Source organism: Ralstonia soli, from assembly GCF_023955655.1.
Taxonomy (GTDB): Bacteria; Pseudomonadota; Gammaproteobacteria; order Burkholderiales; family Burkholderiaceae; genus Ralstonia; species Ralstonia soli.
Genome location: NZ_JAMXHT010000015.1, coordinates 1 through 14,033, shown reverse-complemented (window position 1 = coordinate 14,033; position 14,033 = coordinate 1). Strand labels below are relative to the sequence as shown.

General features: G+C 61.9%; 12 protein-coding genes and 1 pseudogene. 3 read left to right on the top strand and 10 right to left on the bottom strand.

From position 1 onward, the window contains the following. Positions 1-81: 81 nt before the first annotated feature. From NG900_RS25960 to NG900_RS25935, 6 genes are all read right to left on the bottom strand, one after another. Positions 82-1,083 carry a transketolase family protein gene (locus NG900_RS25960; RefSeq protein WP_252685187.1) on the bottom strand — a complete coding sequence of 334 codons (1,002 nt, stop codon included), beginning with the start codon at positions 1,081-1,083 and terminating at the stop codon, positions 82-84. After that, positions 1,080-1,931, bottom strand: coding sequence for a transketolase (locus NG900_RS25955; protein WP_252685185.1), 852 nt, complete (start codon positions 1,929-1,931; stop codon positions 1,080-1,082). Before NG900_RS25955 ends, NG900_RS25960 begins: the two co-directional genes overlap by 4 nt. A gap of 49 nt (positions 1,932-1,980) precedes the next feature. Further along, complete coding sequence (locus NG900_RS25950) at positions 1,981-3,306, bottom strand: MFS transporter (RefSeq protein WP_252685183.1); 1,326 nt, start codon at positions 3,304-3,306, stop codon at positions 1,981-1,983. A gap of 97 nt (positions 3,307-3,403) precedes the next feature. After that, entirely contained in the window at positions 3,404-4,153 is a 750-nt protein-coding gene (locus NG900_RS25945; protein WP_252685181.1) for an SDR family NAD(P)-dependent oxidoreductase, read from the bottom strand. 149 nt (positions 4,154-4,302) lie between these two features. Continuing rightward, positions 4,303-5,196, bottom strand: coding sequence for a LysR substrate-binding domain-containing protein (locus tag NG900_RS25940; protein ID WP_252685179.1), 894 nt, complete (start codon positions 5,194-5,196; stop codon positions 4,303-4,305). Between the two features lie 112 nt (positions 5,197-5,308). Next, positions 5,309-5,617, bottom strand: a complete 309-nt coding sequence (locus NG900_RS25935) for a type 2 periplasmic-binding domain-containing protein (RefSeq protein ID WP_252685177.1) — start codon at positions 5,615-5,617, stop codon at positions 5,309-5,311. Between the two features lie 683 nt (positions 5,618-6,300). Between NG900_RS25935 and NG900_RS25930 the strand changes: the two genes are divergently transcribed. Then, positions 6,301-7,281 (top strand): CAP domain-containing protein, encoded by a 981-nt coding sequence (locus NG900_RS25930; protein ID WP_252685175.1) that lies wholly within the window; start codon positions 6,301-6,303, stop codon positions 7,279-7,281. Positions 7,282-8,084: 803 nt separating this feature from the next. Then, positions 8,085-9,740: an AAA family ATPase gene (locus tag NG900_RS25925; protein WP_252685173.1), complete on the top strand. Its 1,656-nt coding sequence runs from the start codon at positions 8,085-8,087 to the stop codon at positions 9,738-9,740. Positions 9,741-9,859: 119 nt separating this feature from the next. On the opposite strand, the gene NG900_RS25920 is transcribed toward NG900_RS25925, so the two are convergent. Both NG900_RS25920 and NG900_RS25915 read right to left on the bottom strand, forming a co-directional pair. After that, a complete protein-coding gene (locus NG900_RS25920) occupies positions 9,860-10,285 on the bottom strand; it encodes a GlcG/HbpS family heme-binding protein (RefSeq protein WP_252685171.1) in 426 nt (141 codons plus the stop codon). A gap of 24 nt (positions 10,286-10,309) precedes the next feature. Further along, positions 10,310-11,323: a zinc-binding alcohol dehydrogenase family protein gene (locus tag NG900_RS25915; protein WP_252685169.1), complete on the bottom strand. Its 1,014-nt coding sequence runs from the start codon at positions 11,321-11,323 to the stop codon at positions 10,310-10,312. Positions 11,324-11,421: 98 nt separating this feature from the next. Between NG900_RS25915 and NG900_RS25910 the strand changes: the two genes are divergently transcribed. Beyond that, entirely contained in the window at positions 11,422-12,351 is a 930-nt protein-coding gene (locus tag NG900_RS25910) for a LysR family transcriptional regulator (protein WP_252685228.1), read from the top strand. An 840-nt stretch (positions 12,352-13,191) separates the two neighbouring features. On the opposite strand, the pseudogene NG900_RS26775 reads toward NG900_RS25910, so the two are convergent. Together NG900_RS26775 and NG900_RS25905 are read right to left on the bottom strand one after the other, a co-directional pair. Continuing rightward, positions 13,192-13,278 (bottom strand): annotated as a pseudogene (locus NG900_RS26775) (MarR family transcriptional regulator); the annotation flags it as partial. Beyond that, positions 13,278-14,033 (bottom strand): molybdopterin dinucleotide binding domain-containing protein (locus NG900_RS25905; protein ID WP_289813995.1); only part of this gene is annotated, 756 nt, incomplete at its 5' end. The gene NG900_RS25905 and the pseudogene NG900_RS26775, both read right to left, overlap by 1 nt.

Sequence of the window (14,033 nt, the reverse complement as noted above, 5' to 3'; positions counted from 1 at the left end):
TCGCTCGCGACACGCAAGAGCAGTAGCACTCGAGGGGTCGTGGAGTTTAGCCTCCGCCTCCTGCAGGCGAAGGCCGTTCTTTTAACTCAACCAACCGCGGATTGTCGACGCCATAACGTCGGAGGAAATCCCGTAACGGTCATGTAGCGTCGGGAGCGCCCCAGCGTCTAGGAACGCATCCGGCAGCCCCACCTGCCGGAACGGCACGCTGACCCCGGCACGCATCAAGGTGCCGGCGACAGCCTCACCCAAGCCACCGATCACGGTGTGGTTCTCGGCCACCACTACGAGCCGCCCCGAACGCTGCGCCTCACGCAGGATGGTTTCGGTATCCAGCGGCTTGATCGTCGGCACGTGCAACACTCCCACGCCAATACCATCGCTCTGCAACGCCTTGGCAACTTCCAGGGCACGCATCGTCATGATGCCGGACGAAATGACGAGCACTTCGGCGCCGTCGCGCAGCAGCTTGGCCTTGCCCAGCTCGAACTGATAGCCGTACTCGTCGAGCACCACGGGAACGTTGCCGCGTAGCAAACGCGCATAGACCGGCCCCGCGTGCGCTGCAATAGCTGGCACCATCTGCTCGATCTCCAGCGCGTCGCACGGGTCGACGACGGTCATGTTCGGCATGGCACGCATCAGGGCCAGGTCTTCGGCGGCCTGATGGCTGGGCCCATAGCCGGTGGTCAAGCCAGGCAGCGCACAGACGATCTTCACGTCGAGGTTGTCTTCGGCAATCGTCTGATGCATGAAGTCATACGCGCGACGTGTTGCGAATACCGCGTACGTCGTCACAAATGGCTGCGCACCTTCGTTGGCCAGACCGGCGGCCGCGCCCATGAGCAGTTGCTCGGCCATGCCCATCTGGTAGTAGCGGTCCGGAAATTCCTTGGCGAAGATGTGCAGATCGGTGTACTTGCCCAGGTCTGCGGTCATGCCGACGACATTGGACTTGACGCGTGCCAGATCAGCCAGCGCGTGGCCGAACGGCGCCGGGCGGGTTGCCTGCCCTTCCCCGGCAATCGAGGCAATCATTGCCGAGGTCTTCAGCTTGGGCTTGTTCAATACGGTGCTGCTCATGCGGTCCTCCCGGCTTCCAGTGCTTGCAGCGCAAGCTGCCATTCGTGCGCGTCAACGCGGATGAAGTGATTCTTTTCGCGCTGCTCCAAGAACGGAACACCGCAACCCATGCGGGTGTCGCAGATGATCATGCGCGGCTGCGCGCTCTTGTGCGTACGCGCCGCATCGAACGCGGCCTTGACCGCCTCGATGTCGTTGCCGTCCACGCGCTGCGTGAACCAGCCAAAGGCTTCCAGTTTCGGCAGCAGTGGCTCGAACGCCATGATTTGCGTCGACGGGCCGTCCGCCTGCTGGTTGTTGACGTCCACCACAGCGATCAGGTTGTCCAGCTTCCAGTGGGCGGCAGAAAGGATGCCCTCCCAGATGGCGCCCTCATCGAGCTCGCCATCCGAGAACAGCGTATAGACGAACGCGTCCGAGCCCTTGCGCTTGAGACCCAGGCAACGGCCGACCGCAATGGTGAGCCCCTGTCCAAGCGAGCCGCCAGACATCTCCATGCCGGGCGTGTAGCTGGCCATGCCCGACATGGGAAGGCGGCTGTCGTCGCTGCCATACGTCTCGAGTTCCTCGGCAGGCAGGATGCCGGCTTCGAGTAACGCGGCGTAGAGCGCAATCGCGTAGTGGCCATTGGAGAGCAGAAAGCGGTCGCGGCCTTCCCATTCGGGATCTTCGGGCCGATAGCGCATGGCGCCGAAGTAGGCAACAGCCAGCACGTCGGCAATGTCGAGCGCCTGCCCGATGTAGCCCTGGCCCTGCACTTCGCCCATCAGCAGGGCGTTGCGGCGGATCCGGTAAGCGCGCTCGGCCAGCGGCACGGCGTCGGTTGGGGGCAATGATGTGGAAGTCATGATTGTTCCTGAAATGAAACGGAAAGCCTAGGCGGAGACAGCCGCCGACTCAGCGGTTGACGACCTTGGCCGGCACGAAAAAGACCAGCACGGCGCCCAGCACGATGGCCGAAGAGATGAACATCAGCCCGGCCGTTGACTTGCCCGTGAGGTCGTTGAGCCAGCCGACGATCGCCGGCGAAAAAAATCCGGCCAGATTGGCGAAGCAATTGACTGCAGCAATGCCCGCGGCGGCCGACATGCCGCCGAGCATGGCGGTGGGCAACGACCAGAACTGCGATGACGAAGACAGGATCCCAGCGGCGGCAATGCTCAGACACACCAGCGCTGCACCCACGTTGCCAATCAGCGGCAGCGCCGCGAACCCGGCCGCAGCCACCAGCATCGGCACAGCAAGGTGCAGGCGACGCTCGCGGCGGCGATCTGCGCTCATGCCGATCAGCGGCAGCGCGACGATGGCGCATACGTAGGGCACTGCCGTCAACACGCCCACCCACAGCGGATCGGCCACACCGGCCTTACGAATCAAGGTAGGTAGCCAGAACGTCAGCCCGTATTGGCCTAGCACGACACAGAAGTAGATGGCAGCCAGCAGCCACAGGCGGCGATCCGCAACGAAGGCGCCCACGGAGCCATGCGCGGTCTTCTGTGCGTTATCTCCTGCAACATTGCGCTCGAGTAGAGCCTTTTCTGCGTCGGTCAGCCACTTGGCGTGTGCGATTCCGTTGTCCAGGTAGAACAGGATGGCCACGCCCAGCAGCAGCGACGGCAAGGCTTCGATGAGGAACAGCCATTTCCACCCAGCAAGCCCTGCCGCGCCATGAAACGTGTGCAGGATGTAGCCCGACAATGGCCCCCCGACGATGCCTGCAAGCGGAATCGCCATGAAGAACATCGACAGGGCCTTGGCCCGGCGCTGGGATGGAAACCAGTACGTCATGTACAGGATGACGCCGGGTGCGAAACCGGCTTCTGCGACCCCGAGCAAAAAGCGAAGCACGTAGAACGACGTGGGCGTTGACACAAACGCGAAGCCCGCGGAGATGACTGCCCACGTCAGCATGATGCGGGCGAGCCAGTTGCGCGCCCCCACCTTATGCAGGATCACATTGCTCGGTACTTCAAAGAGGAAGTAGCCAAGAAAGAAGATACCGGCGCCCAAGCCGTACACCGTCTCGCTGAACCTCAGATCATTGAGCATCTGCAGCTTGGCGAACCCCACATTGACGCGGTCCAGATAGGCTCCCAGGTAGCAGATCATCAGGAAGGGAATGAGCCGGCGCGCGACCTTGGCGTAGGTGCGGGACTCGAACGTGGCCGCATCGACGCGCGCCATCTCATCGCCCGGCAGGGGCGAAGCAAGCTTCGTGGTCATGGTGTCTCCTACCATGTGCCCCGGGTGGACCCGGGTGCATGTGTCTCGAAGAAGGCCTCGGCCGATATGCGAGCCGTGGCGGTAAAGGTTGCGTCGCTTAGTGAATCAGCATGCCGCCGTTCACGTCGAGCGTGATGCCTGTCATGTAAGCTGACAGATCACTGATGAGGAACAAGCACGCATTGGCAACGTCCGCAGCATCACCGAGCCGGCCAAGGGGGATACCCTTGATGATCTCGGTGCGCATCTCGGGCGTGAGCTTGTCACCTGTAATGTCCGTCTGGATGAGCCCTGGCGTGATGGAATTGATGCGGACATTGTCGCCGCCAAACTCTCGTGCCATGGCCTTGGCAAGGCCCAGCACACCCGCTTTAGCAGCGCTGTAGTGCGGACCACCGAAGATGCCGCCGCCGCGCTGTGCGGACACGGACGACATGCAGACGATACTGCCGCCCTTGCGCGCCTTCATGTGCGGCAACGCGGCTTGCGACATGTACAGCGTGCCGCGCAGGTTCACGTCTAGCACCGCATCGAAATTGCCCGCTTGAATATCGAGCGTGCGCAGCGGCTGCGTGATACCGGCGTTATTGATGAGACCGTCAATGCGGTCATATTTTGTGAGAGCTGCCTGGACAGCAGCATCGCAGGCGCTGCGATCGGTCACATCACAAGCCAGGCCGAGGTGGCCTTCACCCAGATCGCGTGCAGCCTGCTCCGCATCTTCCAGCCGCAAATCCAGCACTACGACCCGTGCACCGTGTGCGGCAAGCGCCTTGGCCGTCGCCTTACCGATACCGCGCGGCGAGGCCGCCCCGGTCACGATCACCACCTTGTTCTCGAGCAACATCGTTGTCTCCTGCCTGTTGGAATCTTGTTGGCTGCAGTGTTGTTCCAGCAGGCCATTCGATCAACGCAGTTGGATTCAACTATGGCTGAGAAATATTCAGATGAGGACCGGCGGGGTTCTGGTGCAGCGCACCATGCCGCCCTAGCGGCCTAAGTCACCGGAGGTGTCTTCAGTTGCCCGTCGACCCAGGCAAGGAAGCGTGCCACGCGCGGTAAGTCGGCATTCTGCGGCGGGAACACGATGTGGTGCCCCGCAACCTCAAGCGCGTGGTCGTCGCCGAACACCGGCACCAGTCGCCCTTGGCCTATCAGGACCGATGCCAGCAACGTGCTTTCAAGCGCCACGCCGAATCCGAGCGCAGCAGTTTCAAGCGACATGTACGAACGATCAAACGCAAAATCGAACGACACATGCATGTGTTCGACGCCAACACGGGCGAACCACTGTTGCCACTGCACAAGCGGCGTCTCGGATCGAATGAGCCGATGCGCGAGCAAATCCTCTGGAGACAGCACCGGGTGGTTATTCAGATATGCAGGCGACGCCAGCGGGACAATACGTTCGCCGCGCAGCGTCTTGATCTGGACGTCGCGCCAATGTGCGTGCCCATAGCGGATATCGATGTCGTAAAAGCCGCTGGTAAACGAGACATCCTCATACGAACACGAGACATTCAAGCGGATATCACTGTGGTCCTCCTGGAATGCCGCGAGCCGGGGCAATAGCCACATCAGGCCAAAACTCGGGCTTGAATGGACGCGCAGGATTTCAACGTCGGTGCGACTGGAAGCGCGTTCGGTGGCGCGGCCCAGGTCGGCCAGCGCACCGGTCACATCACGCAGGTACTGTTCGCCAACCGGTGTCAGCACCAGCCCACGCCCCTGCCGGAAAAACAATGGCTGGCCGATCGCGGCTTCGAGATTGCTGATCTGATGACTGACAGCTGAAGCGGTGAGGCCAAGTTCTTCAGCCGCGCGATTTACGCTCTTGGTCCGTGCGACGGATTCGAACGCAATGATCGACTTCATTGGGGGAATGCGCATATCTCGCGTAGCCGATGGTGGTGAACGTTAGCAAAGTGCAATGTCTATGCTACCGCACCGGTCCGGGTGCCCAATGACACAAGGGCCGACCAAGGACAGACTGACCCTCCGCTTATTCGCCGATTGCCAAAAGCCACTCCCGAAAGGCCACAACCGAGGGGAGTTCCGCCTTGTTGGCAGGGTACGCAAAGCAATACCAGCGGCCTCTCAAGTACGTGAAGGCAAAAGGCACAACAAGCTTGCCCGATTGCCACGCGTCTTCCACCGGGCATCGCGCTGCAAGGCCAATTCCATTAGGCGGATTCGCGCCCCCTACTTGGTCGGAACCTTCAAGAGCGCCACCAATAGCTACGCGAACGGCCTGTACGCGCTCGCCGCACTCGGTGGAGTAGCCGCCCTTGTCACCGTTCTTTTCATCCACCCACGACGCGTCTCGGTGCCTGTCTTGACGTCGAACGCGGCGCCCAAGACAGAAGCGGGGTGATGGATGCGCGGGTCACGTAGTTGCAGACGCGGTTCGATTCCGCTGTGCACCGGTCACGTGTCCTGTCGCATGTGGACGGCCTGGAAAAACGCGTCGCTGATACCGATCTGCACAAAGGTGCATGCCGATTCTCCGTCCGCACTCCCCGAGCCCCTGCAGGGATCTCGCCCGTGTCGCCATACGCCTGTATGCGCGAATAGCAGCCGCCGCCGCACCGGCAATTCGCCTTGACCGGCACCCCAACGTGCACGTTGATGCGGTGGTGCCGCTTGGCAGGTAGGTGCCCGCGCGAATGCCAAGCTGCGTGGCGGCAAACCCCTGCGAGCCGAGATGGGCACCGAAGCGTAGGTGGGTCGGAACGGTATGGCGATCAGCTTGGCGTGATTGGAACTAGCGGTCGGGAATATCCCGCAATCCCTGCCCCGTGAAACACCTCGCGGGCGCAGGGCTACGACAACCCAATCAAGTAGGCTGGGCCTACCCAATAGCTTGGTTGGGTGGCTGTGTCCGGAGATTCACTAGGCTGTTCCACTCGTGCACTTGACTCTGAAAATTGGTCAATAGGATGAACCTGCGTGGCCCGCTTTAGGCCGCCACCGTTCCATAACCGGAGAATCCAATTGACCAATAATTTCTCTCTACTGGCATACACGCTCGCGTCCACACTGTGCCTCTCCGCCTGCGGTGGCGGCGACAGCGCAGGCAGCTCTGATGCTGGCTCCCCATCCAACGTGCCAACCAACTCGCCCACGCAGAGCGTTCCCGGCACGGTGGCAACGCCGCAATACGCCGGCGCGAGCGCCCAGCTCGCAATGTTCAATGCCATCAATCAGTACCGCACTCAGTGCGGCTTTCCCGCGCTGCAGGAGAACACGATTCTCGATCAGGCTGCGCAAGCGCACGCGAAATATGAAGGGTTGAACAACGTCATAACGGATACCGAAGTGCAAGGTAGGCCAGGTTTCACGGGTGTGACAGGCGCCGATACGGCGGCGACCCTCGGCTGGCCCGCAGGGGTGTTCACAGGACGCGGCGACGCTGGCTTCTATGACGAGGCTATCGTGACCCCAGCTCAATTCGGCCGGCAGTTCGTCTCTGCATGGGCAAGCGGCGTCTATCACGTTTCGATCATGACCTACCCTGCCAACTTGGTCGGCTTTGGCGAATACGAAACTACCTACAACGGTTTCCCTGCCGGGGCGGGCACGGTGCAGTTCGGACAAACGGCAACATACACGCTTGCCAACGCGCCCCAGACGTTTCCCTGTCAGGGTGTGATGGGTATCGCGTACCGAGGCGCAGGCGAAACGCCGACGCCGCCAAATACCAGTGGCGCTTGGGGTACGCCGGTTTCAGTGATGGGTAATCTCAGCGATACGGTGATGCTCACCAGCGCCATCTACACCGCCCCGGGTGAGGTGCCGATCAGCCTGCAGATACTGAACTCGACCGCCGATCCGAACCACCTTCTTGGGCAGTACCAAGCGGTCGCCTATCCGACCACGCCGCTGCAGCCCAACACGCAGTACAGCGTGGTCCTGAACGGCACAATCAACGGAACAGCGTTCTCACGCACCTTCACGTTTACAACCGGTAGCTAGGCGCTCCAGCATCGCATCACCCAGCGGCCGCACAAGCGGCCGTTGTTTTTGGGCGCTCGCCTATTCCAGCTCTCCACCCTTGGCGCAGGCCCCACGGCTAACTTGCGCCCGGGCTGCCCCACCCGTGCCGACTTGCATCCCGGAATGTGCATGAGAACCTAGAACTGTCTCTCGATCGACCACGTCGTGAGAAAGCCGAGGCCGAAAGGTCGACCTCCCGCTTTTACCCCCTGGAGAATCCAATGGACCACCACCCACTTTGGAAGGTGTTCGTGATCGAGTGCCGCGACTTCGCGCTGGAGTGCGTCAAGCCTTTGCTTGCGCTGATCCGCTGGATGCGGTCCCGCCGCCGATGAGTTTGAGGCTCCCGAACGGCCATTTCACCAATCATTCGCCTTTTTGAAGGGACCGACATGCAAATTCGCCGCCCTGTCTCTCACGTTAATCAGCGTGACGTCACCCGTATCACCAATGGCAATAGCCAGCTTCTGATTCCAACGACAGTGCCGCCAAGTGCAGTTGAGGTGTGGCTGCGCCGCTTGCGCGACCGGTTGATACGTCCCCTCGCATGGAAGCGGCGGCAGGAGCGGCAAGAACTTCGGCTTCGTGTCCAAGAAGCCCGCGGACAGGTGCGTCGCGAGCGCCGACAGAAGTCGAGCGGATAGCCTCGTCCTTCCTGTGCCTGCCCAGCTTCGCGCCGGGGACTGCCCCAGAGACCTGACTTGCATTGGGGAGACCGGGCAGGACACTGAATCAGCCCGCTAAAAACACCCTGCCCTGCTATTCCTACTTGCGAGATCACCATGCCACGCATCGCCGCCTTGCTGAAGCCCGCCTCTCAGAATGCTGACGTCGCGCGTACAGGCCATACCGTGCCCCATCCGCCTGATGTGAACCAGTACTCTGATGCCACCCAAGCGTTCACACACTGCATTCACTGGCCCCGGCTCAAGTTGGAAAACGTGGCGGGCATGAAAGAAACCAAACAACGGCTGCGTCGCAGTGTCTCGGAGATTCTTGATGCCCAGCAAGGCCAAGGTATTCCCCGCAACGGCATCCTGCTCTTCGGCGAACCTGGCAACGGCAAAAGTCTCCTGGCGGAAGCGCTAGCAGGCGAATTCTCCCTCCCAATCCTCTCGATCTCCTTCGGCGACGTCGCCTCGAAATGGATCAACGAGACGCCTCAGAAGATCCGGGCGGTCTTTGATGCCGCGCGGGAAATCAGCCCCTGCGTGCTCTTCATTGACGAGATCGACTCGCTCCTCAAACCGCGCGACGGCACGGCATCGGCGCACTCGATGGACAGGGACGTGGTCAACACCATGCTCACGGAGATCGTTGGCCTGCGCACCACGCCCATCGTGTTCGTGGCCGCCACAAATTTTCTGGAACAACTGGATGCGGCTGCCATTCGCGAAGGTCGCTTCGATTTCAAGATCGAGATCCCTCCGCCTGATCTCGCGGCCCGGATCTCGCTGCTGACCCATTCGATCGGGACCTGCCTCGGCCCGGATGCTGTCGACAAGGACACCATTCACGCCCTTGCAGAACGTTGGGACGGTTTCAGCGCCGCGCGCTTGCGTGCGCTCGGCAAGCAGCTTCAGGAAATGCAGGCCGAGGATAAGTTCAGCGGTAAGGTCTCCTTCGCCGTTGGCCGACAGGCGATGCGGTTTCTGCAGGGCCGGGGCGGACATCTTCCCCCCGACGTCAAGCCGATCGAACAGATCATCATGCCGGGGGAGTCCCGGCATGCGCTCGACGACCTTGCCGATCGACTGGTAAACGCCGACCGCCTGGAGTCCCTGGGGGCAAGTTTGCCGACGGGGCTGCTGTTTTATGGGCCGCCCGGGACCGGCAAGACACAGGCAGCCATGGCGCTGGCGAGGGCATCCGAATATGCATTTCTGCAAATCGATGGCGCGGACATCATCGGGCGGCCCGACGCCTGGGATCGTCTCATTCGAGAGGCACGTGACCTGCGGCCCGCCATCGTCTTCATCGATGAAGCCGATGATGTGCTAGCCGACCGGCGGCATTCGGGCTACGCGACACTGACGAACAAGATCCTAACGACGCTCGACGGTGCGCGTGGGCGTCTGCGGGACGTCGTGTTCATTGCCGCGACGAACCACTATGACCGCCTGGATCAAGCGGCGTTGCGCTCTGGCCGGTATGGAATGAAAGTCCGCTTCGACATCCCGTCGGGTGCTGATCTTGATGCCTATGTTGCCAGTCGGATTGAAGCCCTTACCAGCTATCTATGGGTTGACGCCGGTGCGTTGGAGAAATGTCAGACGGTGTTGCGTGGTCGAACCATCGCCGATGTGGACGCCCTCATTAACGAGGTACTCAGCATTTGCGCGATCCGGGATGTTTACTGCGACGCGACTGAGATACAGGCTGAGGATGTCGATGCTGCAGCGCGGGCACTGTTTGGAATGCCGAAGCGAAGCTCCTGAGACGGGCGCGAGTACGACGCAGCTACTCCACCGCCTCGGAAGCAGCCGGCCAGTACTCCATCCACTGCAGCTATCGGAGTGGCATCAGCCATGCAGGTTGCTCACGAGCAATGCCCGACTCATTGCAAGAACCCTGCGTTACGCAGCGCCTCCTCAGCGGCCTCATGGTCTTGAACGGATGTTCCCCCAGAAATACCGATGCCACCCACCAGACGCCCTTCGTAAAAGAGCGGTACGCCGCCGCCTACTGGCGTCAAGCGCGGATGGTGCGCTAGCGGGGCAACGGCGGGTTCGGCCATGTATTGATTCCATTGGTGCGTAGCCATGCCAAACGAGGCGGCCGTCCATGCCTTGTTGATGGCGACGTCAACGGTCAGGAAAGGGGCGGTATCCGCGCGCTCGAAAGCGCGCAGGTGGCCTCCTGCATCGGTAATTGCGATTGTCGCAGCGAAGCCGCGCGCGGTGCACGCACGGCGCGCTTCGGCCAGCAGTGCTTGCGCGGCTTCTAGGCTGACCGTTGCCGTGCTGACGATTGGCGATGTCATGTTGATGCTCCTTGTCAGAAAGGTTCAGGGGTTGGCAACGACGACCTTGCCCATCATGTTGCCCGCCTCGACCAACGCATGCGCTTCGATGAGACCGGCGGCATTGATGCCGTCAATGCGTCGGGTCAGGGTGTGCTTGAGGCGGCCCTGGTCAACCAGTTCCGCCGCGCGGCGCAACAAGGCGTGTTGCCGTGCGATGGAGTCGGTCGTGAACATCGCGCGGGTGAACATCAGCTCCCAGTGAATCGAGATGGATTTCCCCTTGAAGGGTCCGATGTCCAGACCGACCGGGTCATCGATGAGGGCAAACTGACCTTCCGGGCGCAGCACGGCGGCGATTTGCGGCACGTAGGCGGCGCTGTTGTTCAACCCGGCAACGTGGGTCACGTGCTCGATGCCGAGCGCGGCCAATTGGGGGGCCCAAGGCTGATGGTGGTCAAGAACGTCATGCGCGCCATGCGCGAGCACCCACTCGCGGGTTTCGGGCCGCGAGGCCGTGCCGATCACGGTCATACCCGTCAACTCGCGCGCGAGCTGGGTCAGGATCGAGCCGACGCCGCCTGCCGCTCCAATGACCAGCAGCACGTTGTTGTCGCTCGGGTCCGCTGCCTGAACACGCAGGCGGTCGAACAGCAACTCCCACGCTGTGATCGTCGTCAGGGGCAGCGAAGCGGCCTCGGCAAAGTCAAGTGATGTCGGCATGGGGCCGACGATGCGCTCGTCCACGGCGTGCAACTCGCTGTTGCTGCCGGGCCGCGTAATGTCACCGGCATACCAGACGCGGTCGCCCGGCTTGAAGCGTGTAGCCAGCGGACCCGTCGCACGGACGATTCCCGCAGCGTCCCAGCCGGCAATGCGCGCACCGCCCTGGGGGATATCTCCACCGCGCCGGATTTTGGTATCGACCGGGTTGACCGACACCGCTTTCACTTCCACCAACAGATCGTGGTCGCGCAACTCCGGTGTCGGCAGCTCGATATCCTGCAGTGCCTGCGGGTGGCTGATGGGCTGGTTCTGATAGAAGCCAATGGCTTTCATACACGTGGTCTCCAAGAGGGTATGGACACCATGCTATCTTTCAGCAATCCACGGATAAACTGCCGCCATACTCAAACACTTTCGGCATTTCGATGAAAATCATTCGCCTGGATGACGTTCAGATCTTCGTGTACACGGCGGACGCCGGCAGCTTCTCGGAGGCGGCGCGGCAACTGAACATTGCGCCCGCGCTGGCGAGCGCCTCCGTTCAGAGGCTGGAAAAGGCGCTGGACGCTCGCCTGTTCACGCGTTCCACACGCAGCATGCAACTGTCGGAGGCTGGGGAGCGCTACCTGCCGCACGCGCGCGTCATGGTGGGTGCCCGGGAGCAAGGCGAGCAGGCCTTGGCAAACGCCCGTGCGGCGCTGTCCGGCCCGCTGCGGCTCTCCGCCCCGTCGGACTTTGGTCGAAACGTGCTGCTGCCGTGGCTGGATGATTTTCAGCACATGCACGCTGGTTTGTCGCTGCACCTGAAGATGAGCGACCGTGCGGCCGACCTGATCCGCCAGCCGCTGGATGCCGTCGTACGCTACGGAGCGCTGGCTGACTCATCTCTGCTCGCCATGAAATTGGTCGACAACAATCGCCGCGCGTTATGTGCCGCACCGTCGTACATCGAACGGCATGGTGTACCGGCCAAAGTTGACGATCTGCGCAGACACAATTGCCTTCGGTACGTATGGAGCGAGCAGATACACGAGCGCTGGCGCTTTACCCTGCCGGGCGGCGATCGCACCGTGGCGGTCACAGGCAATCGCATCAGCGACGATGCCGATGCGGTGCGTCGCTGGGCGATCGCCGGAGAAGGCATCGTCTACAAGTCGCGACTGGACCTCATCGACGATCTGAAGGCAGGACGGCTGGTGGAGCTACTCCCGTCAGCGTATTGCGAGCCCGCGCCGCTGCACTTGATCTGTGCCCACCGTGCACAACTGACGCCGGCGATCAGCGAGTTGACTGTCTTCCTGCGGGAGCAATGCGCTGCATTGCTAGCCAGCTATCCCTCGGATGACTTCCAATCTGCATAACGAAGCTCGCCCTCCCAAGTGCCTCGGGTTGACGGGTGAGCGAGGCGAAATGACCGGCTGCAGCCAGGCTGCAACGGACGTCTGAATGTCCGTACCGTGTGGTCCGCCAAGGTCGACTGTTGGCTGCGGAATCAGCCGCTCGATGCAACGAATTGATGGAATCGTCCTGCGTGGCGTATCGAAGATTACAGTCTTGCTCGGACGCGCGTTGAGCCGTCTGGCGACAGCATTGAACTTAGCCTTCGAATGCATAGAGATTTGGGCGAAGTAGCGCATCGACGCGCCCTCCAGGCAGGGGGTGGCCCATCATACGCAGCGCGGCGGCTCACCTTCGGTTGCCTGGTGGTCGCTGCCCTCTGGCCTTCTCGATCATTTCGGAGAGCCAACGCTCTTGCTCACGCGACCGGCGCAGGTCAAACAGGGCCGCTCACTGTGGGTTGCCGGTCTAATGCCCAGCAAATCGAGACTCAACTGCGCCAACTCCGTCGTGAGCGACTGCTTATCCAGAATGCGCAGCACAGCGCGCGCATGTTAGGAAAGGAATCGGCTGCAACATGGCGCAGGCCGCGGGGACATCAGATGCAGCCAGGGCGGACATGGTGCCCGCTGTCGAGATTCACTGAATCTGGAACTTTGGTCACTCAATTTGGAACTGCGCGGAGCAGGCGACGGTGCTCGCCACCGTAAATATGATTATAAATCAATAAGTTATATGATTTATCAACACGACGCCCAAGCACCGTCCCCAGCAGCAATTTTCGCAACTGCAAGGCGAAGCCGGGGCGCAAACGAGAGAAGCCCACGGGTGTAAACCCTTGAAGGGATATGGGACGGTCGGCGTAGCGACACCGGGTTGCCGGCGTCGGTGTCGCGCAATGCGGCCAGCAGCGCCAGTTGCAGCGCAGACCACGCCGGCCCGGTTGGCATCAGGCTTCGGCCGTGGTGGCCGTTGTCGTATCCGCGGCGCGTTGCACCTGGCTCGGCACCAGCATCACCGGAATCGACTTCGATGTCGGCGTGCGCGCCTGATCGGCCACGGAAGACAGCGGCACCAGCGGATTGGTCTCGGGGTAATACGCCGCCAGGCACCCGCGCGGAATGTCATACGCCACCAGGCGGAAACCATCGGCGCGGCGCGTGGTGCCGTCTTCGGACAGCGTCACCATGTCGACCCACTCGCCGTCTTTCATGCGGATGGTGTGCAGGTCTTCCTTGTTGATGAAGACCACGCGGCGTTGGCCGAACACGCCGCGATAGCGGTCATCCATGCCGTAGATCGTGGTGTTGTACTGGTCGTGCGAACGGACCGTCGCGAGCGTGAAGACCGTCGCATCGGCATGGCGCTCGCGGGCGCGGTGCACGGGCGTATCGGTCGGCACGGCATGCGCATGGAATTCCGCCTTGCCCGACGGCGTGTTCCACACACGTTCCGATGCGGTGTTGCGTAGGCGGAAGCCGCCCGGCACGCGAATCTTCTCGTTGAAGCCGGCGAAGTCGTCGAACACGGCTTCGATGCGCTCGCGGATGCGGTCGTAGTCCTCCACCAGCCAGCGCCAGGGGATGGTGCTTTCGGGCAGCGTGGCTTCGGCCAGCCGCGCCACGATGGCGGGCTCCGACAGCAGGTGCGGCGAGGCCGGCGGATTGATGCCCGCCGACATGTGCACCATGCTCATCGAGTCTTC

What these genes read in the sequence shown, in the direction of transcription:
- NG900_RS25960 (WP_252685187.1), bottom strand. Translation starts at nt 1,083, where the DNA reads ATGAGCAGCACCGTATTGAACAAGCCCAAGCTGAAGACCTCGGCAATG.
- NG900_RS25955 (WP_252685185.1), bottom strand. Translation starts at nt 1,931, where the DNA reads ATGACTTCCACATCATTGCCCCCAACCGACGCCGTGCCGCTGGCCGAG.
- NG900_RS25950 (WP_252685183.1), bottom strand. Translation starts at nt 3,306, where the DNA reads ATGACCACGAAGCTTGCTTCGCCCCTGCCGGGCGATGAGATGGCGCGC.
- NG900_RS25945 (WP_252685181.1), bottom strand. Translation starts at nt 4,153, where the DNA reads ATGTTGCTCGAGAACAAGGTGGTGATCGTGACCGGGGCGGCCTCGCCG.
- NG900_RS25940 (WP_252685179.1), bottom strand. Translation starts at nt 5,196, where the DNA reads ATGCGCATTCCCCCAATGAAGTCGATCATTGCGTTCGAATCCGTCGCA.
- NG900_RS25925 (WP_252685173.1), top strand. Translation starts at nt 8,085, where the DNA reads ATGCCACGCATCGCCGCCTTGCTGAAGCCCGCCTCTCAGAATGCTGAC.
- NG900_RS25920 (WP_252685171.1), bottom strand. Translation starts at nt 10,285, where the DNA reads ATGACATCGCCAATCGTCAGCACGGCAACGGTCAGCCTAGAAGCCGCG.
- NG900_RS25915 (WP_252685169.1), bottom strand. Translation starts at nt 11,323, where the DNA reads ATGAAAGCCATTGGCTTCTATCAGAACCAGCCCATCAGCCACCCGCAG.